18 protein-coding genes and 1 pseudogene are annotated in these 22,859 nt (G+C 37.3%); all 19 read right to left on the bottom strand.

Annotated features, from left to right (window positions below):
* Positions 1-107: 107 nt before the first annotated feature.
* Positions 108-224, bottom strand: a pseudogene (locus tag GQR56_RS14750) (Mobile element protein); the annotation flags it as partial.
* Positions 225-341: 117 nt separating this feature from the next.
* A complete protein-coding gene (locus GQR56_RS14755) occupies positions 342-698 on the bottom strand; it encodes a hypothetical protein (protein ID WP_166112824.1) in 357 nt (118 codons plus the stop codon).
* 31 nt (positions 699-729) lie between these two features.
* Positions 730-1,206: a hypothetical protein gene (locus tag GQR56_RS14760; RefSeq protein ID WP_166112827.1), complete on the bottom strand. Its 477-nt coding sequence runs from the start codon at positions 1,204-1,206 to the stop codon at positions 730-732.
* 3 nt (positions 1,207-1,209) lie between these two features.
* Positions 1,210-6,087 carry an RHS repeat-associated core domain-containing protein gene (locus GQR56_RS14765; RefSeq protein WP_166112830.1) on the bottom strand — a complete coding sequence of 1,626 codons (4,878 nt, stop codon included), beginning with the start codon at positions 6,085-6,087 and terminating at the stop codon, positions 1,210-1,212.
* Positions 6,087-6,938 (bottom strand): hypothetical protein, encoded by an 852-nt coding sequence (locus tag GQR56_RS14770; RefSeq protein ID WP_166112832.1) that lies wholly within the window; start codon positions 6,936-6,938, stop codon positions 6,087-6,089. The genes GQR56_RS14765 and GQR56_RS14770 overlap by 1 nt, the downstream gene beginning before the upstream one ends.
* Positions 6,935-7,963 carry a hypothetical protein gene (locus GQR56_RS14775; protein ID WP_166112835.1) on the bottom strand — a complete coding sequence of 343 codons (1,029 nt, stop codon included), beginning with the start codon at positions 7,961-7,963 and terminating at the stop codon, positions 6,935-6,937. Before GQR56_RS14775 ends, GQR56_RS14770 begins: the two co-directional genes overlap by 4 nt.
* Before the next feature lie 2 nt (positions 7,964-7,965).
* A complete protein-coding gene (locus GQR56_RS14780; protein ID WP_166112838.1) occupies positions 7,966-8,256 on the bottom strand; it encodes a PAAR domain-containing protein in 291 nt (96 codons plus the stop codon).
* Between the two features lie 36 nt (positions 8,257-8,292).
* Positions 8,293-8,649 carry a hypothetical protein gene (locus GQR56_RS14785; RefSeq protein WP_166112841.1) on the bottom strand — a complete coding sequence of 119 codons (357 nt, stop codon included), beginning with the start codon at positions 8,647-8,649 and terminating at the stop codon, positions 8,293-8,295.
* A 7-nt stretch (positions 8,650-8,656) separates the two neighbouring features.
* On the bottom strand, positions 8,657-10,510 hold the full coding sequence (gene tssI, locus GQR56_RS14790; RefSeq protein ID WP_166112844.1) for a type VI secretion system tip protein TssI/VgrG: 1,854 nt from the start codon (positions 10,508-10,510) through the stop codon (positions 8,657-8,659).
* Between the two features lie 73 nt (positions 10,511-10,583).
* The gene (locus tag GQR56_RS14795; RefSeq protein WP_166112847.1) at positions 10,584-11,063 is read right to left on the bottom strand and encodes a type VI secretion system tube protein Hcp; all 480 of its coding nucleotides are present in this window, start codon (positions 11,061-11,063) and stop codon (positions 10,584-10,586) included.
* A 293-nt stretch (positions 11,064-11,356) separates the two neighbouring features.
* Positions 11,357-13,960 carry a type VI secretion system ATPase TssH gene (gene tssH / locus GQR56_RS14800; RefSeq protein ID WP_166112850.1) on the bottom strand — a complete coding sequence of 868 codons (2,604 nt, stop codon included), beginning with the start codon at positions 13,958-13,960 and terminating at the stop codon, positions 11,357-11,359.
* A gap of 23 nt (positions 13,961-13,983) precedes the next feature.
* The gene (gene tssG, locus GQR56_RS14805) at positions 13,984-14,973 is read right to left on the bottom strand and encodes a type VI secretion system baseplate subunit TssG (protein ID WP_166112853.1); all 990 of its coding nucleotides are present in this window, start codon (positions 14,971-14,973) and stop codon (positions 13,984-13,986) included.
* Positions 14,970-16,796 (bottom strand): type VI secretion system baseplate subunit TssF, encoded by a 1,827-nt coding sequence (gene tssF / locus GQR56_RS14810; protein ID WP_166112856.1) that lies wholly within the window; start codon positions 16,794-16,796, stop codon positions 14,970-14,972. Before tssF ends, tssG begins: the two co-directional genes overlap by 4 nt.
* Entirely contained in the window at positions 16,793-17,278 is a 486-nt protein-coding gene (gene tssE / locus GQR56_RS14815; protein ID WP_166112859.1) for a type VI secretion system baseplate subunit TssE, read from the bottom strand. The genes tssF and tssE overlap by 4 nt, the downstream gene beginning before the upstream one ends.
* A 15-nt stretch (positions 17,279-17,293) precedes the next feature.
* The gene (locus GQR56_RS14820; RefSeq protein ID WP_166112862.1) at positions 17,294-18,067 is read right to left on the bottom strand and encodes a type VI secretion system accessory protein TagJ; all 774 of its coding nucleotides are present in this window, start codon (positions 18,065-18,067) and stop codon (positions 17,294-17,296) included.
* A 2-nt stretch (positions 18,068-18,069) separates the two neighbouring features.
* The gene (gene tssC / locus GQR56_RS14825; RefSeq protein ID WP_166112865.1) at positions 18,070-19,596 is read right to left on the bottom strand and encodes a type VI secretion system contractile sheath large subunit; all 1,527 of its coding nucleotides are present in this window, start codon (positions 19,594-19,596) and stop codon (positions 18,070-18,072) included.
* 36 nt (positions 19,597-19,632) lie between these two features.
* A complete protein-coding gene (gene tssC / locus GQR56_RS14830; protein ID WP_166112868.1) occupies positions 19,633-21,123 on the bottom strand; it encodes a type VI secretion system contractile sheath large subunit in 1,491 nt (496 codons plus the stop codon).
* Entirely contained in the window at positions 21,120-21,635 is a 516-nt protein-coding gene (tssB, locus tag GQR56_RS14835; protein ID WP_166112871.1) for a type VI secretion system contractile sheath small subunit, read from the bottom strand. The genes tssC (GQR56_RS14830) and tssB overlap by 4 nt, the downstream gene beginning before the upstream one ends.
* Before the next feature lie 16 nt (positions 21,636-21,651).
* On the bottom strand, positions 21,652-22,779 hold the full coding sequence (gene tssA / locus GQR56_RS14840; protein ID WP_166112874.1) for a type VI secretion system protein TssA: 1,128 nt from the start codon (positions 22,777-22,779) through the stop codon (positions 21,652-21,654).
* Between the last annotated feature and the right edge of the window lie 80 nt (positions 22,780-22,859).

Here is a 22,859-nt window from a genome sequence, read left to right on the forward strand (position 1 = left end):
ATTGAGTCTAAATAATAAGATCACTTGATTTTTGAATAAAAAGATCAAGAAAACACAGCTGCCTGCTTGACCGGAATTTTCTAATGGGTGACCCCATTGACTGCTTAAGATTGACCTGTAAAGTGGTCTTCACCGCACAAAAAAGCACGCCGAACACAACGCGAGATACAGTGGTAATATTTTGTATCAGCCAAACTTACTTGATGATTTCTTGCGATTGCCATAAGACACCTGCTTGTTTTTTACACTGACAAAATTCTAGTACTTAGTTAGCCAAACTGTAAAAAAAATTAGGGTGGGTGTCTTTGTTATTTTTTTATTCTGTATACCATAATGAACAGCTAATTTTCAGGTAACTTACAATACAAATTTTCTAAGGCTGCAATCAGCGACCGCTCAGGCACTAAGGAATGTACTGAAACTAGATGCAGAATAGATGAGTCCACAATAAAATTCATTTCTCCATCGGGTATTCTGTACTCATACTTTGATATGATTTTATTTCCCTCGTGCAATAAATAATTTTTTTCATTACATATAGGGCAAATTGCTATATGCCGTCTCTTATTGATGATTGTAGACTTCTTTAGTGCCGACAAAAACCAGTTCAAGAATATTTTTTTATCTTCCAGTTCACTAAATGTTTTTTCCATTTTAGTCAAATCAATGTGAACATCATTTTTTTTAAAATCTATCATTACTAACACCATGATTCAGTAAATTGTTCAATCATTCTATTTCAGAAATAAACTTTGATGTATTGTCTTCCCAGTCATCGTTTCTTGAAATAAAACTTGCTAATTCATCTAAATATTTAAAATTAAGGGTATTAGCTAAAACTTTCAAATCTTTCTCTCTTACTTCTCGAAATATTAAAGAAGCAAATAGATTGCTTATCATTTGCTGGTATGTTTTTCCTAAAACTTCATACTCACTTGGACCATCTTCTAGATAGTATTTTATGTAAACCTTATCTTCTCTTAAAAATGCGACTATAGAGTTGCTATTTGTAGACCATAATATTAATAACTGCTCTGGCTTCGGGAACATTTCCGGTGCTGTAAGAAAAATATTAAAAAGAAACTCAGGATTTTCACATGTATAACGAGTATCCTGAATTAATTCCCCACTCCAAATTAATTCGGGATTAATAAGTATAGACTCATCAGTAATAGCCTTAAATAGCTCTTTTTTATCTTTAACCATATCTTAAACCCTCTCATGTAACTTGCTAATTGGATGAAAATAAGAAAAAGGAACAAATTTCTTTGAACTAGATGTTGTCATATTATGAATAATGGCATGTAACTTAGCTGTGGTAGGGAATAGGTTTTCTGCACTGATAGCTTGTTTACTATATTTTTCAATAGGCCAATTCCAATGGTGCACCTGTTCAAAGATATAACCTTCAAAAATAACACCTTTTTCTTTCGCATTATTCACTTTCACCTTAAATAAAGAATTTACTTCATCGAACACATACCTAGCTTCTTTTTTACTAGCTGTTCCATCAATTAAATTTTGATAGCTTTGAAAGAACTTTTTCGCTTTTGCTTTGGGACGTTCTGTCAATTCTAGTATACACTCATTCCACATTTGATTTAACTGAGGGTTTTCTGAAATAGATTTCGTACCAAAATCTCGAGGGGTTATTTTTTGACCTTTAATGTGCTTAATGGCTGCTCGTATAGGTACCCCTTCTTTTAACAGAGCTTTAACTTGATCTTTTTCCAAAGCATTTAATTTTATTTTTTTAATTTTTTTACTTCTTTTAGGATCATCACTAGCGTTTTCATCTAGACCTTCCCATTTCCCGCCCTTCAACTGCGAGTACTGACCTGACTCTTCTTTAAATATGCCTTCTTCATCATGAATAATATTCGAATTTTCATGCCCATCAATGTAAGTACAAGCAGCCCAATGGTATTCCCCCATATTCTCAGCTAACAGTTCAGATATATGCTTGCTTTCAGAAACCTGAATTGAATTAGATGATATATTTAAACTTCCACAATTTGGATGCAGCATATACCCTGGGATTATATCGCCTTCAGTGTATACTTTTTTAAAAACACCACTTGAAACAGTACCATCTTCAATTTTGCTGCCCAGATCATCGGTAATAGTTGCACCATCCCATGAATAAACGGTTAAGCTAGTCCCCATCGGGACGGTCGCAGGCTTTGTAACATTTATCGAACCGTGTCCTGCAAATACATTTTTCTTCTGACCGTCTTTACATGTCAACCCGAACGGATCCACCCAGTTAATCGGATTTGGCGCATATTGGTAATGGTTTATCCCACCCACTAACCCTATTGGGTCTTGGTTTATAAAGCGCTGTTGCTTGGGGCTGTAGTAGCGGTAGCGGTTGTAATGTAATCCGCTTTCCTCATCTAAATATTGCCCTTGAAAACGAATTGGCTGAGTAAAGGTATTATTTACAGTAGATTCAGCGTCTAGTTTTGACTCTTCATAACCATATGCATCGGCTTGGTTTTCCCACACGACTTGTGCGCTGCTGTTGGTAATAAAACGCGGCGTGTTAAGCTGGTCTAGGTGGTAGTAATACATCTCACCTTTTTTAATAAGCGCTAATGGATGAAATTGATTTGGTAGGTTTATATACCACGTATATTGCCCGTTGTGGCACTCGCCGATTAGCTGGTCGTTATCCCAAATGTAGTCAATTTTGCCATGCTCGGTGTGCTTTGCGATACGGCGGCCCAGTGGGTCGTAGTCGTATTGGGTGAGCGTGCCGTTATTATTAAAACAGCTTAACTGGTTAAATGCATTGTATTCACGAAGGGTTTTAATGCCTTTGCCAGTTTCGCGAATTTGGTTACCAAATTCGTCGTAGTCAAAGTCGCTATCGCCAAATTGCGTTAAACGGTCGGCTTCGGTGGCGCTGTTTTTAATGGTGTTGTGTGCATTAAAATTACTTGATGCAATATTATCAGCAGGGTTAGTTGGCGCTAAATCGCTGTATTCGTTATGCGTGGCGCGTGTTAAATCAACAGAAGGACTCGCATCAATATCGTTGTTATTCGCAGCTTCACTTGCTGTGCCGTGCTGTGCTGTGCTGTGCTCACTGCTTAATGCATTACTCGTTTCTGTATCGCTTGTCGCTTCGATTGCGCTTGATTGCACAGTTTGAGTTTGAGGGTTACCAAAGCTATCCCACTTATATTGCGTGGTTGTATCAGCACTTGAGTTTGCCAATGTTTGTTGTATTAATTGCCCAAGGCTGTTGTATTCAAAGTTAATGTTGTGGCTGGTTACGCCTTCGTTTTTACGAGCAATGAGCTGGTTTACGCTGTCGTACTTGTACGTACAGGTATCAAACAGTGCTTGCGCTGGGTGCGTTAGTTGTTGCTGCGTTAAGCGGTTAAACACATCAAATTTTTGAGTAAGCGTAATGCTGTTACCAAACTGCTGTGTTTTAATATTACCTTGGCTGTCGTAGCTTAAAGATACAAGGGGCTTTGCTGCGCTAGCGGACTCATTCGCTTTGCTATTGACTTGTTGTAAGTTAATACTACTTAGCTGACCAAACTGGTTGTAACTGTATTTAAGCGTGGTTGAGTCTGGCAGGGTAAGTGTGTCCCTTCTGCCGTATTTGTCGTAGCTGTAGTTAAGTGTATGCGCTTGTTGCTGATTGTGTATTTGCTCAGCACGCAGTAACCTGCCGCCTTTATCAAACGCTTGCTTTAGTGTTGATTGCGCATTATGCGCACGCGCTACTTTACCTTGTAGTGTATAGCTATAATAATTGGCGTTATTTACTATGTGAGTGTCGGTTGCAAGGCTTGCATGCTGCGCTATAACACGACCGAGTTTGTCTCGTTCTATATTAACTTTACGCTTATTGCTTTGTGTTACTGATGCTAGGCGATTACAGGCATCGTATTTATACTGCTGCACCGTGCCGTCAAACCCAGTTAGTTGAATTGGGTTTTCGTTCGCATCGTAGCTTATGCGGTAAACATGCCCGTCGCTTCGCTCAATTGCCGTTAAGTTGCGCTCTTTGTCGTACGTTAAATGCAGCGCACTGCCATCCGGCTGAATAACACAATGTGGTTGGCTTAGCCCCTCAAAGTGTTGCTCTGTGGTGTCGCCGTTGCCATTTTGCGTACTAATGAGCCTGCCAGCGTCGTCGTAACTAAAGTGCTGATGCAGCTTGTTTTCAGGGGCTTTTTCGTCGAAAGCAATAGTTTGTATTAATTGCCCATGGTCGTTGTATTTATATTGAGTAAGTAACCCTACACTATTAAGCGTGGCGTTTACGCGCCCTAAGTTATCGTAACTGTAGCGAATAAGCTCACTGTTATAATGCTTTGCTAGTAACTCACCTTGCTCGTTCCATACAAACTTTGTAACGTTACCACTTTGATTTACGTGTTGCGTTAAATGCCCTAGCTTATCGTATACATAGAATGAGGTACGGTTATCGCCAAATGTTTCGCTTTGTAGTAAACCCGATACGCTGTATTTACGCGTAATAGTTTGACCATCTGGCAATGTGGTTAAAATACGTTGCCCTAGTTGATTATAAGCAAAGTGTGTTTTGCTACCATCAGGCTCAGTTATTGATGCTAATTGTCCAAATGGTGTGTAACTGTAGTGTATGACACTGTTATCTGGTTTTATTTCAGCTGTTTTTTGCCCTTGTGCATTGTAGGTATATTGCCATACGTTGCCGTTAGGGTCGGTGTGCTTAACTAATTTACCTTGTGCGTTGTGTACAAAGTGTTCTTTATGACCACGTGAATCTATACTGGTTGTTTCGCCGCGCTCGGTATTATATTCAAACTGGTAACTGTAGGTGTCGTTATCGCCCCATTGTTTTACACACTTTGCATTAGCCGAGTAGCTGTCCCACTCAAAATAATGGTTAAAGCCGCTTGCGCGGGTACGCTTAATTAATAAGTTGGCGGCATTGTAGGCGTAGTGTTCAGTCTCGTTTTGTTGATTGGTTGCTTGAACAAGATTTTTGTTTTCGTCGTATTTATAACTTGCCAGCACCGGGTATATTAGGTGTTGTTTATTATTTTTATCGGTGTGGTAAGCCGCAATTTTACTTAATAAGCCCTGAGTGTTGTAGCTAATAATACAGCCACGTACTTTGTTGAGCTCTACGCGGTTAAGGCGCTCTTTTGCATCGTAATAAAAACGAAAGCTTTGCCCTTTGTCGTTAATAATTTTTTCAAGTAGCCATGCACTATTACCAGGCTTAAACGTGAGATGTTGATCGTCTGGCGTTATAAGTACCTGTTTACCATTTGTTTGGTAATGCAGTGTAAGGTTACTGCTTAATTGATGGCTAGATTGCCCTGGCTTTACCTTTGCAAAGCGGTGTTTAGCTCCGTGCTCATCTTGGTATTCTAACCAGTAGGTGCCTTTTTGTTTTGGTCCTACTTTTGGCGGTGGTAGGTAATGCTCGGTTAGGCGCACCATAAAGTCGTGGCGCCAACCATTGCCCATAATACTGTTGTTGTCTACATGCGATGAGCGATATAAACGACGCCAAATTAATTGCCTGCTGCCTGCAAGCGTAAAGTCAAATAAAGGAAGTACTTCTTCACCCGAGAGCATTGAAACAGGATCGGTTCGGAATGTTTGTTTTTCTATAGACTCTTCGCTTGGGGTTGCGTCGGCTGCACTGCCACCGTTATTAGCCGTTGCTTGTGTTGCTTTTTTACCTGATGCGGAGTCTGTTTTTTTGTTATTTTGCGTTTCATCCCTATCAGTATTTTTAGTTAACTGGCTGGTTTGAAGAGACGGTTTTTCATTTTCGTGGTAACAGCTTAAAGTACCGGCAACTAAGCCTTTAATAATTGCATCGGCAGTCTCTCGCGAGCTTGCATTTTCGGAGCAAAAAATACCTGCGCCGTTCAGTAAATTTATTATTTCAAGGCGAACAGGGACATCAGCCGATAACGTAGGACCAATTTCTGTAATTTGTTTGTCGGCTCTTTCATACGTATCTACTGATACTTGAGTATAACCAGAGGGAGCTTTGTCTTTGCCTGCAGTTAAGCAAATAGAATAACTTTGTCCTTTTATAACAACTGTAAAACTTTGCATTAGTTGTGTACTTCCTCACTTATCCATAAGTATTCTGATGCGCTTTGATGTTTTAATTGCTCTTGTGAGATCATTAGCGCATGTTCGCAATGATTGACAATAGCGGGGCTTGTGGTTAATTGGTATAAATTAACTAGCCCTTCAAGTGCGCCAATGTTGCCTAGTTTATAATTAGGTAACTCATAATGTGTGTGCTCGTTTATTAAAGGGCTGAGCAACTGTAAACTATTTAGCCATACATCACTGCTGTGATTAATGCCATTTCCTGGCGCAAAAATAATGTCTACAGGCTTTTTAGTTTGTTCTACTAATCGTAAAAACATGCCATCTAATTGATTGTGCTTTTCAAAATCGATTGAAGGCGCAAGCTCAAAACTTGTTTGCGACCATCCATAACTCTTTGCCTGTAACGTAGCAAGTAACCCACCTACACCTTGATAACCGTATTGCGTTTGCGCGTTTGCTTTATAGGTTGCATCAATGGCAATTACCGTTACTTTTTCCCATTCATTTTTTTTAGCTAAATCAATTAATGCATGAGCACTGCTTGAGCCATAAAATAATAAATGTGTTGTCTGCTGTGGATATAACTGCTTTAAACTGCTTTGTAGTAATTGCTTTAGCTCATCTTGATACGAAAGCGCGGGCAATAACCACACTAAAGGTGACTCTGTGTCATCTACTTTAGCCATTAATTCTTTTGATTTTACTATGCAGTCGTATATGCATACATCCCACGACTTCCACTCAACATGTGTTAAAGCCGGTAATGGGTCACCATATAAAAACTCGTCTACGTTATTTGCGCTAGGTGTCGAAAAATAATCTACTTGTACATCAAAAGCACTCATACCAATGCCTCTGTGTTTGCTTTTTTAGCTGCAATATACTGATAGTATTTATATAAGTTAAACACGGCTTGGCTATAGCTATCCATTGCGGTCATTTGTATTGCGTTAAGCTGCTCGTTTAATGCGTAGCCTGCCATTAACCTTAACGACGATAGCTTGGCTTCTTGTTTAGGCCAGTTAAGCTGTAACTGCTGCTGAAAATCGGTATAACCTTGCTCATCTTCATTCCACGCTTGTATTTGCGTTTCGTAGTTAACAAGTAAATCTAATTTATCGCCAAGTATGCGCTTAATTAACGCTATTATTTTTTTTGGTTGCTCTACTTTATGAAGCGCAGTATTTGCTAGTGGCACTAGCTTTACAAAACCACTTTGTAGTAACACTTGCAGCGTATGGTCGATTGATAATGTATTGCTTGCATGGTTACTTACCGTGTTAACTTGTTCAGAACTAAGTGATAGTAAAAAAAGTGACATTAACGGTGAATTAACAAGCCCATTTTCGCACAGGTTATTAAACACTTTTATTAAATTTGATGGAGTTGAGTCTGTTGCAACCACTAAAATATGTTTAATTAGTGCAAGCACTTCATCTGAATAATCAGTTTGATTTGTGTAGGCAAAAAATAAGGTATTTAAATCAATTAAAGCAATAAGATTATAACTATGCTGCTGTAGCAGTACTTTGCTTATTATTAGTTTGGCAACTTGCTGCAATTGGGGTTCGTTTAATATGTTATTAATAAATGTGATGTTTATATTTTGAGGTAAATTAGCCATTACCTCTATACATGCTTGTGCAATTACATCAGGGGTATTTTCGTTTTGTTGAAACGTAATAAGTAAATTTAGATCTGGAGCTGTAAATGTTTGGTTTAGTTTATTATTTTTAGCATTTAACCAGCATTGCTCTAATAATCTTTTTTTTAGCGTTTTTAAATGGCCTACAGAAGTAAACGGGCATAGTTGAGCGTCACTAATAGTCAGTAATTGAGCTTGGTAATTACTTACATACAAAGAGAGCAAAGTTAGCCGCCTATTAATACGGTTGGATTGCCAATAACAATTACTCCACCATGGGAGCTGCTGTCACCCATTCTTGCCGCAGGTTTACCATTAATTTTAACGGAGCTTGAGCCTGTTTTAATGCTATCTGGCGGGCCTATGCATACCATCATGTCGCCTTTACGAGCAGCTGGCATACAGCCTATTAATACATTGGTTGAACCTAAAACTATAGGTCCACCCACATGAGGAACCGTGCCTGTAAATTTAGGACAAATGTGCATGTGACCAAGTGTAGCAGCGGGCTTACCCATATAGACTCCTTGTCTAACTTATATTTTATAAACCAACTATTCGTAAAGAGGAATAACTAATAGTTTATTGTGCGCAACTAAAAATGACAGTTCTTCAATTAATTCATCTTTTGTGTAGTCAGATAATGCGACTGGGCTTTGCATTGCATATTGATATAACCCCGACACGGCATCTTCGCTATTTAAAGATTTATGCAAATATAAAAAAAACTGCTGAGCATAATAGCCTTCCATTGCCTTTAAATGGCTTAATGAAGGGTTTAGTAATGGATCGTCAGGCTTATTTATAGGTAAACATATTAAATGTGGTAAACCATAACGACAATATACAACGTGACCGTTGTTAGATATACCGTTTCGTAAACCTGATTGAAAGCTGTTTATTATTTCCATAATTTTACTAATTTAACTTAATTAGACCGGCTGTTAATGTTATTGCACTACCATCAACTTTTACATTACTGCCTCTAATATCTATATTAGTGCCTTCGATAACGATATTACCGTTACTGGTCATTTTAATTTGTGCTGAGCCAGTTTTAATAACAATTTCATCGCCCGCTTCTATATTTAACGTTTTTCCGACATTTAAAGTATCGTTTTTCTCTATTTCAGATAAACGATTACCCGTCACTTTTAAAGTATCGTCATTACCAATTTCGACATTACGATCGTTGTCTACTTTTTCATTTTGATCGTTTTTAACATACAGCTGTTTATCTTTTTCGGCTTGCATGTAAACAAGTTCACTGCCTTTTTTATCTTCAAAACGCAGTTCGTTAAAGTTGTCGGCTCCACCCTCTTTTGTAGAGCGTGTTTTAATACCACTTTGGGTTTTTTCGGCTGGCAATGCGTATGGAGGCATTAAGTCGGCGTTATATATTGCGCCACTTATAATTGGCTGATCTGGATCGCCGTTTATAAAGTCAACAAGCACTTCTTGACCTACGCGAGGGAAGAAAAACGCGCCCCACTTTTTACCTGCCCAGTTTTGAGCAACACGTATCCAACACGAACTTGTAGAGTCTCTTTGTCCGTCACGATCCCAATCAAAGTGCACTTTAACGCGACCAAATTGGTCAATCATTATTTCGTCGGCACTGTCGCCCGTTACTATTGCTGTTTGAACACCATTTATTACAGGCTTTTTCTTATTAATTTGTGCTCTGTATGGGATATCTTTTGGTACGCATTCAAAGTGGTTTGTATATACTTCATTTGCAGATGACTGCCTAGCACCTGATTGATTAGGTATAGTGATAGAAGTCATCATAGACGTAATAGCAAATGTTTTACCTATTAGCCTTGGGTCTTCATGTTTTTCAAAGCTAAATAATTTACCAACGGTAAAAGAGCGACAATCACTTTGACCGCTTGATAGCTTCATGTCTCTTTGTAGTGCTTCTAATTGCATAGAAGCTATTGCAGGTGCGCGAGGATGGCATTCGGCTTCACCTGTGTATTCAAATATTTCGGCTACCGATTGAGTTGGTAACTCTGGGTTTGCCTGCTCACCGTCTGGGTAGCGTGATGGTTGTTTAAAATCGTACCCTATACGTTTAAAGCTACCTGGCGCAATACTTAAACCACCTTGCCAGCGTGAAATATGCGATTTACTTAAATGACCTGTAGAGTAAACAACGTTTGCTTCACCACATTCTTCGTAGGCGGTTATATCATCAGCAAGGATAAGCGTGTGGTTACTGTTTGAATGTTCAAAAAAGTAAAAAATACCTTCGTGTTGCAATAAACGCTGAATAAAGTCGAAGTCTGACTCTTGGTATTGAACACAATATTCATACTTAGGATAAGTTTTGCTAGTTTTATCTGTAAAGGCAACATTATGCTGACCAAATAAATCGGCAAAAATTTCTTTAATTGTTTTCTTTTGAAATATACGACTGTTTTTACGATTACGCATAGAAGCAGCGTGAGGTACTATGGTTGCTTGGTAATCTATGTAATTTTTTTGCTCATCTACGTCGGCTGTGCGACTACCTTTAGAAACAAGATGACTTACTATACCGTGATAGTAACGCTCCCCTCCTCCATCGGCATTTTTAACTTTTACTGTAACCGGTTTACCGACTAAATCTTCATGTGCTATTTGCACTCCAATAGCATACATATTGGCAGACATTACAAATAAGTCTGACATTGCTTCTTGAGCAACAAAACGAGTTAAGTAAAGGGCATCTTTACCTGCAGGAGTACTAATTTGTATTACGTTTTTATCTTGCGTTGCCTTTTGCATTCCTTGCTTTTCCCGTCTTAAAGATCAAAAAAAGCTCTGAGCAAAGCTCAGAGCTATTAATAGGTAAAATATATTACATTTTTTTACCAGTAGCACCACTATAACCATAACGAAGTGTAGCTTGAGTCGAGTTTTTGTCATCTGTTGGAGTCACAGCCATTAACATTTCTGTATAGCTAATAGTGATCGTTTCAATTGGACGATCGCCTTGAACTGAAACAGAGTAGCTAGAAATCATCGCATCTGTAAGTGTGATGTTTACGATTTCTTCAATCACATCACCTTGCTTAGTGATTTGAAATACAGCTGGTTGACCTTTACCGATTGTTGCTTCTTCAAACAAATACGTAGATGCATTGTCCTGAAGTTTAGTAATAGTAAGGTCGCCAAGACGTGCAGAACTAGACTCACGGTCAAAAGCTGTACCAGTGTATGAACTGATTTCGCGACTTACGTTAAAATCAAGAGATAGTACTGTAATTGTTTTTTCAAAACCAGCTGCAGTAGTTTCACCTTCGATTTTACCGTATTTTAAATATGTATTTGCTTGCATTTGATAATGCTCCTTTTAATTAAACTTATGTTATCCATTTATATTGGATTATTTACTTTGGTTTCCCAAATTTCCTTTGAAATCATTATCTTTATAACAGCAATGAAAAGGCCTTCAGATTCCTTTCCCTAGATGAAGACAATGTCTCAAAAATTCCATGTAGTGACCTAAGACACCAAAATTATAATGCGCTAAAACTAAAGAAACAACCTTATTAGTCACTTATTTTAAATTAACTTCAATTAGTTATTAATTCAGTTTTAGTTCAGCTTTAACTAACGCTTTATTTTATTTTAATTAAGCGCTAGTTCAAATTCATTATCTTTAATAAACAAAGATATACTATTAATTTCATTACCATCTACCATGCTAGATAATAAAACTTCTGATAATAAAGGCAATACTTTGTTTTGTAATATTGTATGTATATTTCTTGCACCTGAGCCAGCATTTTGACAATTAGCAATAATATATTCAATTACATCATCTTTATAAATTAAATCAGCATTATAATGCTTTTTAACACGTTTAATTATTTTATCTATTTGAAGCCCTGCTATTTGTGTAAGCATGTCATCGCTTAACGGAATATAAGGAATTACATTTATACGACCTAAAAAGGCTGGTTTAAAAGCACCTAATAAATCATCTTGTAATGCGTTTAATAAGCCTTTTATACTTGGCTTACTTTCTTCATCTTCAAATAGGCTCATTGTGGTATCTGTGCCCACATTTGAGGTCATAATAATGATGGTATTTTTAAAGTCGATGTCTCTACCTTCACCGTCTTTAATTGTGCCTTTGTCGAACACTTGATAAAAAATATCTTGAACACCTGGATGCGCTTTTTCCATTTCATCTAGAAGTACAACGCTGTATGGTTTTCTTCTTACGGCTTCGGTTAATATACCGCCTTCACCATAACCTACGTATCCTGGAGGAGAGCCAAGTAATAATGATACTTTATGCTCTTCTTTAAACTCAGACATATTAATAATAGTAACGTTTTCTTCGCTACCATACACTTCTTGTGCAAGTGACAAGGCTGTTTCTGTTTTACCTACACCGCTTGGACCAGCAAGCATAAATATACCATTTGGACGACTCTCATCTGCTAGTTGAGCTCGAGATGTTTGAACAACTTTAGCTATTAGGTCGAGTCCGTGATCTTGGCCTACTACTCTTTGCTTCATTTGTGTAGCTAGGTTTAAAATTCCATAAATTTCATCTTCATGCATTTTACCTACTGGTATGCCAGTCCAATCCGAAATAACCTGTGCTATAAGTTCTTCATCTACTTGCCAGTGCACCATATTATGCTCAAAAGAAGCTAATTTTTGTTTGCTCTCTTTTAGCTTTTCAAGCATGTCGCGAGAAGAATCGTCATCCTCTGAGTTTATTGACTCAAGCGCTTTATTAAGCTCGATAACAATTTCTTTTTCTACTTTAAATTGCTCATTTAACGGCAGTAGCTGCTCTTCAATATCTACAAGTTCTGCTTTTAAACCATTTAGCTGCTCAGAATGATCTAACCCAGTTTTTTGCTCACGGTTTAGCATTAAAACTTGTGTTTCTATTTCACTTAATCGATTTACAAGTTGCTCTATTGTATTAGGTGTAGAGGCTTGGCTCATTGCTACTCGAGCACAAGCTGTGTCTAGTAAAGCAACGGCTTTGTCTGGTAATTGCCTTGCCGTAATATAACGATGCGATAAATGCACTGCGCTTTCTAACGCTTGCTCAGAAATAAATACTTTATGATGGCGCTCCATTACAGGAACTAATCCACGTAACATTGCTACCGCTTTTTCAGGTGTTGGCTCTTCTACTTTAACAACTTGAAAACGACGAGTAAGTGCAGCGTCTTTTTCAAAGAATTTTTTATACTCAGCCCACGTTGTTGCTGCAATGGTACGTAACTCACCGCGCGCAAGCGCTGGCTTTAATAAATTAGCTGCATCGTTTTGACCCGCTGCGCCGCCACTACCAATCATGGTGTGTGCTTCATCAATAAAAAGAATAACAGGATTGATAGCATTTTTAACTTCGTTGATTAACGATTTTAAGCGGTTTTCAAACTCACCTTTCATACCCGCACCAGCTTGTAGTAAAGCTAAGTCAAGGCTGTGTATTTTTACGTTTTGTAATACAGCAGGTACATCTTTTTGCGCAATTCTAAGTGCCAAGCCTTCTACAACCGCTGTTTTACCAACACCTGCTTCGCCGGTTAATATTGGGTTGTTTTGGCGGCGTCTGGTTAAAATATCAACCATTTGACGAATTTCGAAATCACGTCCTAAAATCGGGTCAATCTTACCCTCAAGTGCCTGCGCCGTTAAATCAACCGTAAATTGATCTAAACTTGGGGTTTTAGAATTTAAGTTAGTTTGTGTAGCTGCACTTTGAACAGAGTGATTACGCTCTTCTGACTGAGCCACTATTTCAGGCCACGCATGTAAAAGCTGACCTGGGTCAATCTTATTAAAAAGCTTACTACAACGTGTTACTAAACTAGACAGTGTATCGTCTTTAGTTAGCGTATAAATAACGTAAGCACTGCGAATTTGGTTATCAGTAAATTCAATACTTGTACTTAACCATGACTGCTTTAATAAGCTAGTTACGTGCAGTGATAAGCTAGGTGATGACTCGCTACCTGTTTTAAATGACTCTAATGAATGATTTAAATCTTGTTGCACTTGGTCAATATTTATATCGAACGATCCGAATATTAATCTTACGTCGTCAAGTTTTTGTTCAATCATTGCAAGTAACCAATGTTCTAACTCAACAGTAAAATGACTTCGGCTATTACAAATAGCGACAGCAGCTTCTAAACTTTTTCTGCAATCAGGACTTAACTTTTCTACCAATTTATTCAATGTCATCGAAGACATACGATGTTCCTTTTAAAATTTAATTATCCTTTAAACGATAACTTTGTAGGGTTAGTTTTTAATTTATCTTTTTGCGCTACTAAAAAGCTACTACAACCTAATTGGTAATTATTTTTAGTGAGTTGTGTAGCATCTAACTTGTCAAAATTAGATTCTATTACTAGACGAAATTGTACTGCATTACCTAAATAATCTTTTACTATGCTATTCGCTAATTTAAATAAAGAGCCGTTAGGCAAGAGATCTTTCGCTTTATCGATATTTTTAGCCAATATGTTAATTTCAATTTGTGATGATATATCCCATATTCGTTTACCTACTACGGTATCTACACCTAAACGCGCATGACGCCCTTCATATAGTGTTTGGCTTGCAAGGCATGTTTGCTCTTGCTCTTTAAGTGGACGCCACTGACCTATCATTTGCTTAATGGTCACATCGCAGCTTAAATACGATGCTAAGATATTTTGTAAATCAGCAGCATTACGAATTTTACGACTGTATAGCCCTGAAAAAAACAACTGGTGTTCGTTACTTCCACCACTTAAAAGGCTTAGAATTTGAGTATAAGGGTCTTTATTTTTATCTTTGTTTACATGATTAAGTGATGGTTTATATTTTTTCCATGCACGGTAATACAGTGAAATTAAACGATGATTAAACATGTCGTAAAAATCACGCATTGTTGTGTCTTTAAAACGAAGTCGCTGCATAACTAGCTCGGTATAAAACTGCGGTAAAGCACCAGCACAACCCGTTAACCCCATAAAAGAAACTTGCATATTTACTCTATGCAGTCCGTCTTTGTAATCAATTTCTTCTAATTTAGTGATTGCATTACCAGGGTATCCTAGCTTTTGCGTTGCCGTAAATTTAACAAGCTCTAACTTAGGTGCGCTGTCGTATCCCACACAGCGATATTCGAGCCCATGCTTTTTAAGCTGATTTTCTATGATAAAAACAGCTTTGTAAAAGTCTATTTGTGAGCCATTGTTAATTAAATGTTTAATCATAAAAGAGGACTGTCACCGACTCGTGCTGGCCATTGATAATAAACTTGCTCTTGCTCTTTAAGTTTTAAGCTAACGCGTGTGTAACTATTAATAGCAGCAAATTGCGCAAAAAAGCGGTCTAAAATAGATGCAAAGAAAAACATGCCACTTCCAGAAAAGTCATCACTAGAAAATGTGATTTCTATGTCGCTGCCAGCTGCAAAACCTACACGCCCTTTTTGAACCACTCTTGCGGTAGAAGGTTCAATAATTACACGATAAATATTATCGATCATTCCTTTAGTTTGAGGCGATGCTCTAAAATCATATAAACGCAAAATTTCTTTAAGTTTGTTACAAGCATCATCGCCGCTAAAAGTATCTAGCGTTAAGTGATTGACCAATTGCCACCGTGTTGCATCACCTAAAACAGGTCTAACTGCGTGTGTAAAAGGAATTAAACAGCGGATTTTTTTTATTACATCGCCACGTTCGGGCATAAGTAAACCAAGCTCATCATCCCCAAACGGCATACTCGCAGGTAAATTTCTGTTACTGCAGTTAGCTCGGATGGTTAATACTGTATTACCACTACCGTACTCCATTGCACTATTTTCAAAGGAAGCATCTACAAGTGATAAAAATGTTTCTGTACCTGATTCTACATAGCCTCCAGCCCATAATGCAGTTTCGCGTCTAATGTGCCAAAACAAATCATTATGACCTTGGTATTTAGGATGCGTTTGCCCATAAAATGGCGATACTATTTGTTTATTACCTTTATGATCAAAAGCGATAACTTCCAATAAGCTTATTACTTCTGATATTTCTGAATCCATGTAACGCGGAGAAAGTTTGTACTCGTATTCACTTAATTCGGGGCGGATTGGCTCTAATTCTTGTTCAAATAAATTAATAATTGGAGTACAGCCAAGTAAGAACATGTTTTTGTCGACTTGTTTTTCAAGCTCTACTGATTCTGAATCTAAATAAAAATAAATACTGCATTTATTAGATTTTTTTGGAAGTGATGAACGTATTCCTTCCAAGTCAAAGAATCTAAATTTTTCAGGAAAAGTAAAGTTTTCAACTAATAATCTATATCCAGATGAAGATCGCTCGGAATAAGGCACAACGGCTTCATTAGTACCAAACCCGACAGCTTTAAGCTGACTTTTTGATAGGTATTTAACACCCTCGTCACCATTATCAAAAGCAACTCCAATACAATTTTTAAACAAAAGTTCGTATACTTTTAAAGTGTAATGCCATTGACCGTTAATGAATACTCTTAGTGTATCAAGCCCTGTTTCAGCAAGAGATACCCCTTTATATTCACCGGTTAAATCTAGCTTAAAAATTGATTTAGCTGTTTCAGGCCACTTAGGCTTTGGTGCTACAAAAGGAATGTTTTCGAATTGTGCATTCGTTATTTCTACAGGCCATAAATAAGTTTCGTAACAGGTTTGAAATTTACATGGTTTCATGTTTTCGACGTTAGTTTCAACTTCATTGCCACGAGGTATAACAATACCTGTGGTCGATAAGTTTTCAGCTTCAAGTTTTACTATAGACATAGAAGGAATTGGAGCTTGATAATCTGGCACCATTTGACCTAATAGGGCATCTGTTAACTCTGGAAAGCTGTCATCTAGCTTTTGTCTTATATTTGCGGTTAAAAAAGCGAATGATTCTACAAGTCTTGAAACATGTGGATCTTCTATATGATCCTCACTCAGCTTTAAACGCCCTGCAACTTTAGGGTACTTATCAGCAAAGTCTTTACCTAAGTGACGTACAAAGGCGAGTTCCCGATTGTAATATTTTAATAGCTCATCGTTCATAAGGAAGCCTCACTAATCTTCATACCCAAGTTTACTGGTTCAACCTCAGAATCAAAGCTTATAAATTCAGGTTCTGGATCAGCATACAAAAGTGCGTTTATACGTAAATTTAAAACCCGATCAAGAGGTACTTCATCATCTGTAAAGACCTCAACTTCAATAAATCGTGGTTCAAACTTCAAAATTGCATCTCTGACGGTTTCGCATAGGAGTGTACGCCCCTCATGAGAGCTAACATACATACTCGAAAAATCGGGCAAACCATATGATAAACACGAAGTTGACAACTCTTTATATTGCGTTGGCCAAGTATGCCATTGAATTCTTGCATTAAGCAGAGCTTCTATATCTCTTCGAACATTATTTCTAAGCTCACTAATAGAGATACCTTCATTTCGTGAAGGTGCATCTTGCAAGTCAGGCTCATCATCTATGAGCCTGTCTATTATTGATGCTTGAAGTTGCTGCTTATTTTCTATCATTTTTATTTCGTTTTATTAAGCTGTTTCTAAACAGTTTATATTTAAATTTGAAATAGTAATTGCTTCATCATTAACAAATAGCATTTTCATGCCTTTACCAATAGTTAGCTCATCACCAAGTTCTTCCCAGTCAGATACCTGACCAAGCTTTTCGATATCCGTAGTAGAGTTTGCATATACTAACGGTAAGTGAGCTGTGCCTGATGGACCATCTTTTATAATGATTTCAACTCTAAGCCAAATGTTTTCTAGGAAAGACTCTATAGGTTCAACTTTAAGCATTTCAATTTCATTAAAGTTAGCAAGGTAAAATTCACCATTAGTGCCAAGTACTTCTAAATATGGGCTCAAACTGTCATCTAAATCTCTTATATGCGAAGCATCATCAGATTGCTTTAATCGAAGCGCTTCTAGTTCTTGAGACTGTTTAGTTGCTAAGTCGATATTTTTCTCAAGTAAAGACATGTGCATTTGTAAAAATAGAGTATCAATTTCATTAGCTTCATGAAAAAGCTTCGGTATTGCCTTACCTTGATAAAAATCAAACCTAGCTTGCTGTGCTCGTATTAAATGGCGAAGATTTACAGCTCCCACAGCAAGTTCAGGTTTTTTTTGAACCATAAAATCAAGTTGCTTATCTGCTTTCTCAAGCTCTCCATTTATGCATAATAATTCTGAATAAATACTTCTTATATCAAAATTTAATGGCTCATCTTGAAGTTGCGTTGCACACCAAGCGAGTGCATCAGATAGTTTTCCTTCACGAACTAAATTATGTATATTTTTCATTATTATTCCTTTATTTTATGATGTGGACTAAGTTCTGTTACTAACTTAATACTTGATACCATTTGATCTAATTGAAAGTGTGGTTGTAACTGCAATACTGAAAAATAATGCCCAGGATTTGCTCTATTTTCACTGACCTTTATTCGAGCATTACTTAATGGATATTTCGTTCTTATACCCTCAGATGCAGAGTCTGTTGCTGATGTGTAGTTATTAATCCAAGATTGTAGATCTCTTTCGCATTCTCTAGGTGAAGCATATGAGCCGATACGATCACGCGCTAATAATTTTAAATAATGAGCAAATCGTGAAACACACAAAATATATTGCAGCATTGAAGACAGCCTTGCATTTATATTGGCAGAATTCGAATTATAATTTTTTGCTTTTTGTGCCGATGCGTTACTGTAAAAAACAATATGCTCTGTATTTATTACAGAAGATGCAGGTATAAAACCAAGTTCAGAAAACTGTTTTTCAAATTTACCGGTAACAATTAAATCTAAGGGTGGCTTTGCCTCTTTTTGATAGGTGTCCGTACTAAATTTATCTCGAGCAAGCCCCGTTACTAAACCTTTAGATACTTTACCTGGTTCAATCCCTCTAATGTTACCAAACCAGCCACTATTGCAATATGCTCTGACTAGAGTAGATACAAATTGAAATGAAGCATTACCCCATAACATATCTGTTTCAGGGTTGTGTATTTTTTCTTTAAAGTAAAAATCTTGGTGACGCTTTCCGTCGTTACAATAAGGAGGTCTTACTAGAACATGAGGGAGTGTTAAACCAATAAAACGTGCCTCTTCCATATCTCGGAAACTTCGCCATTTTACATACTCAGTTTGTTCAAAGTGATTAAAAAGATCGGAATAGTAACTTAAATCAGAAAAGCTATCAGCACCAAATAAGCTAGGAGAGGATGCACAAATAAATGGAGAGAATGCAGCAGCAGCCGTTCTTGCTATCTCTTTAAGTGTATCGATATCATTATATATTGCACCATTAGAAGGTGAGTTAGTTATTTCATAATCACCGATTACCACCCCAAATGGCTCTCCACCTGGGGTATCAAATTCATTTTGGTATAGCAAATGGAAAAAAGCACTTTGGTCAAAATCCATTGCTTTATTTACGTCTTTTGAAAGTGTATTCCAGCTACAATTTAATACTTTTATTTTTACTTTATTTTCTTTGTCGTATTGTTCATTTTGTAATACTAACCACCATAAATTTCTCCAGCGAGCTTCTAGCTTTTGAAAACATTTAGTGTGGATAATAGTATTTAATTGATTTGATATCTGTTGGTCTAACTCGATTATCACCCGTTGTAAATAAGGTAATAACGATTCTTTTTTCCATGAAAGGGGTGAATCAGAAGAGCCTTCAAGCCAAAGTAATAATGCTTTATCTAGGTTCTTTTCGTTTAAAAAACGTTCTAACAAAGCATCGTTATCACTTATGCGAGACTGTGACTTTTGTTGAAAGTCAAAGTCTTGATTAATAAATGAAAACTCTTCGTGATTCATTCTACTGCATTATCCTTAACGCTAAAGATTGGTTAATTAACCAATCTCTGGGATTTTAGCTACTAGACGTAAAGAAGATGTTAATTCTTCCATTTGTAGCCAAGGTTTTAACCAAGCAATAGCATTGTAAGCACCTGGTTGACCTGGGATTTCTTTTACAGATACTTTAGCATCCGCTAATGGGTAACGCGCTCTGATATCTTGACCGCCCCCCTCTGCAGCATTAACGTAAGTTAATATCCAGCGGTTTAACCACACTTCAACGTCTTCAGCTTCCATAAAGCTACCAATTTTATCACGTGCCATTACTTTCAAGTAATGAGCAAAACGAGATGTAGCCATTAGGTAAGGTAAGCGAGCTGAGATAGCTGCATTGGCTGTTGCGTCAGGTGTTGAATATATAGCTGGTTTTTGACAGCTTTGCCCACCAAAGAAAACAGCGTAATCTGTGTTTTTATAATGACAAAGTGGTAAAAACCCTAACTTACTTAATTCAGCTTCACGACGATCCGTTATGCCAATTTCTGTTGGACATTTAATATCAGGATCACCGTCATCACTTGTAAATACATGCGTTGGAAGACCTTCAACTTTACCGCCGCCCTCAGCTCCACGAATTGCTGTACAGAAACCATATTGAGCAAAAGCTTTACCCATATTGGTCGCCATCGCATAAGCTGCGTTACTCCAACAGTAATCTTCGTTATCAGTACTTACAGCACGCCCTGCTTTTGGTTCAACTTCAAATTCTTCAAAATTAAACTCTTCTACAGGCTGAGAAGCAGCGCCATATGGCAGACGAGATAAGAAACGAGGCATTGTTAACGATACAAATCGTGAGTCATCACTATCTCTAAATGAACGCCATTTCGTATACTCTAATGATTCAAACACTTTTTCTAAGTCACGAGGCTTGGCTAATTCATCCCAATCATCAAAACCAAATAACGATGGCGATGACGCAGAGATAAATGGACAGAAACCAGCAGCAGCAACATTAGACATTAAGCTTAGCGCTTCAATATCTTCAGGATGGTTGGTAAACTCGTAGTCACCTACGATAGTGCCATATGGTTCTCCACCTGGCGTACCGAATTCTGATTCGTAAATCTTTTTAAATGTTTCGCTTTGATCAAATTCAACCGCTTTACTCAAGTCTTTATGAAGTTCTTTTTTCTTCATATTTAAAACTCGGATTTTAAGCGTTGCACTTGTTTCAGAGTTCATAACTAAATGGTGCAGACCACGCCACGAACCTTCTAGTTTTTGAAACTCGTCGCTGTGCATTACAGCACTAAGTTGTTTTGATATTTTTTGATCGATTAATTGAATTGCTTCATTAAACGTTACAGTCATGTTTTTATTCCACTGAACTGTGCCTTTTAATGCTTCTTCAGTGAGTGTTTTAATTAGCTCTTCTGCACGACTAGCTTCAGTTTGCTTAGTGGCACCAATAGCTTGCTCTAAAAGCGATGAACTAACCTCTGAGGTTGACTCTAATTCTGTACTTAATTGTTCAGTACTCATTTTTCAGTCTCCTCAATTTTTAGTTCTTTCGCAATCGAGTCTAGATTCGCTGTATTACTTAATACTTCTTCCAATACATTTTCTAGCTCTTCTGAGCGGTCAACTTTTGTCATTAAGTCACGCAATTTATTACGTGTTTCCATTAATTTTCTTAATGGTTCTACTTGGTTTACAACCGCTGCCGGTTCAAAATCTTCAATAGAGTTAAAGTTAAGATTAACAGAAAATTCAGATCCATCATCTGTTAACGTATTCTCTACTCTCCAGCTAAGAGATGGGCTCATACGTTTTAAAACATCATTAAAATTATCACGATCTATTTGAATAAATCGTCTTTCCTTTAATGGTTTTAATACTTCAGTATTGTCACCCGAAAAATCACCAAGTACACCAACAACAAATGGTAATTCTTTTTTTACCTCTGCGCCTTCTGTTTCAACATCATAAGTGATGTGAACGCGAGGCTTACGAACTCGTTTTAACTTATCATGGATACTATTATTGTTACTCATAGAGAACTCCCTTTACTTATGTTTCAGTTTCGCTGATTTTAATGCCAGACAACTTAAAGTACCCCGTTCTAGCATCACTATCTGTAATTAATTCGTTTAATAACTCTGGAAGTGATAGTTCACTCCATCTAATAACTTGCTCAATCGTGTATGACATTGGCGAATGAGGCTCTGTTTCTCTAAAATAAAGTGCGATTTCTTTCAGTTTATCTATTGCACCGTCTCTACTATTTATTTCATCGTTAGCAATAGCTGTTGGACTTGTTGCTGGTGCATCTTCACTTTCATTTTCTGTTTCAGCAGCTTGAGTATTTTTTAACTTTGCAGCAGCTTTCACTGCAGCCTTATTAGCTGCTTCAAACTTATCTGCTGCTACATGATTTATAGCCGCTAAGCCTGATTCTAAGGCTTGTTTAATATTAGAAGTTGGTTGCGGTGAGCCAGTAACTTCATCAAGTGCAATACTAAGTAAAGAAAATTGCTCTATCGTCTCTTCAATATCATTTTTTAAGTTTATAAAAAACTCAATGCTTGTTTCTGCCGCACTTTGCTCTACTTTTTCGTAGTCGACAGCACCTTGCGCTATTTTTTTACTACGTTTATCTTCACTCAAACGCGATATGTCGTAACCTTGTTGATACTCCCAAAAAGAAAAGCTATCTAAACTAACACTATCTGTTAAATAAATAGATTTTATTGGGATTATTAACGTCCCTTCACCTGCAGCGCCATTTAAACCAATAATCGCTGATACTTTATCTGAGATTTCATCGTCGTCATCTAATGATGGATACAAGGAATCAAAGTGATTCTCTATCAAATAACGCGCTACGTTAAAGCCAAAAGCGAGACCTTTAAAGCCATAAATACGGCATAATGCTTCAATTAACCATGCTAAGTATTCAATATCTTTACTTTCGGTTTTAATCGCAGTGTTACACTGCTCAAGCAAAGGTAGCCAATCTCGCGCTAAAGATGATATACCTTCTTCGTCAACTAATGCATTTCGCTCGGCTGCGCGTAACTGGTTTCTGAGATCTTTTAAGGAATAATAAGTGGACGTAGGAGAGACATCAGCACGCGGATCAGTTCCAGCAAACTGTGACTCAGAGATAGGGGAAATATATTCTTCAAATACAAACATTCCGTCGTCCTAATAATTATCCGTAACGCCTCATGAATTCAGGCGTTTTTCATATTACATTCTTTATATTAAATTACAAG

Source organism: Pseudoalteromonas sp. Z9A5 (assembly GCF_011378875.1).
Lineage (GTDB): Bacteria > Pseudomonadota > Gammaproteobacteria > Enterobacterales > Alteromonadaceae > Pseudoalteromonas.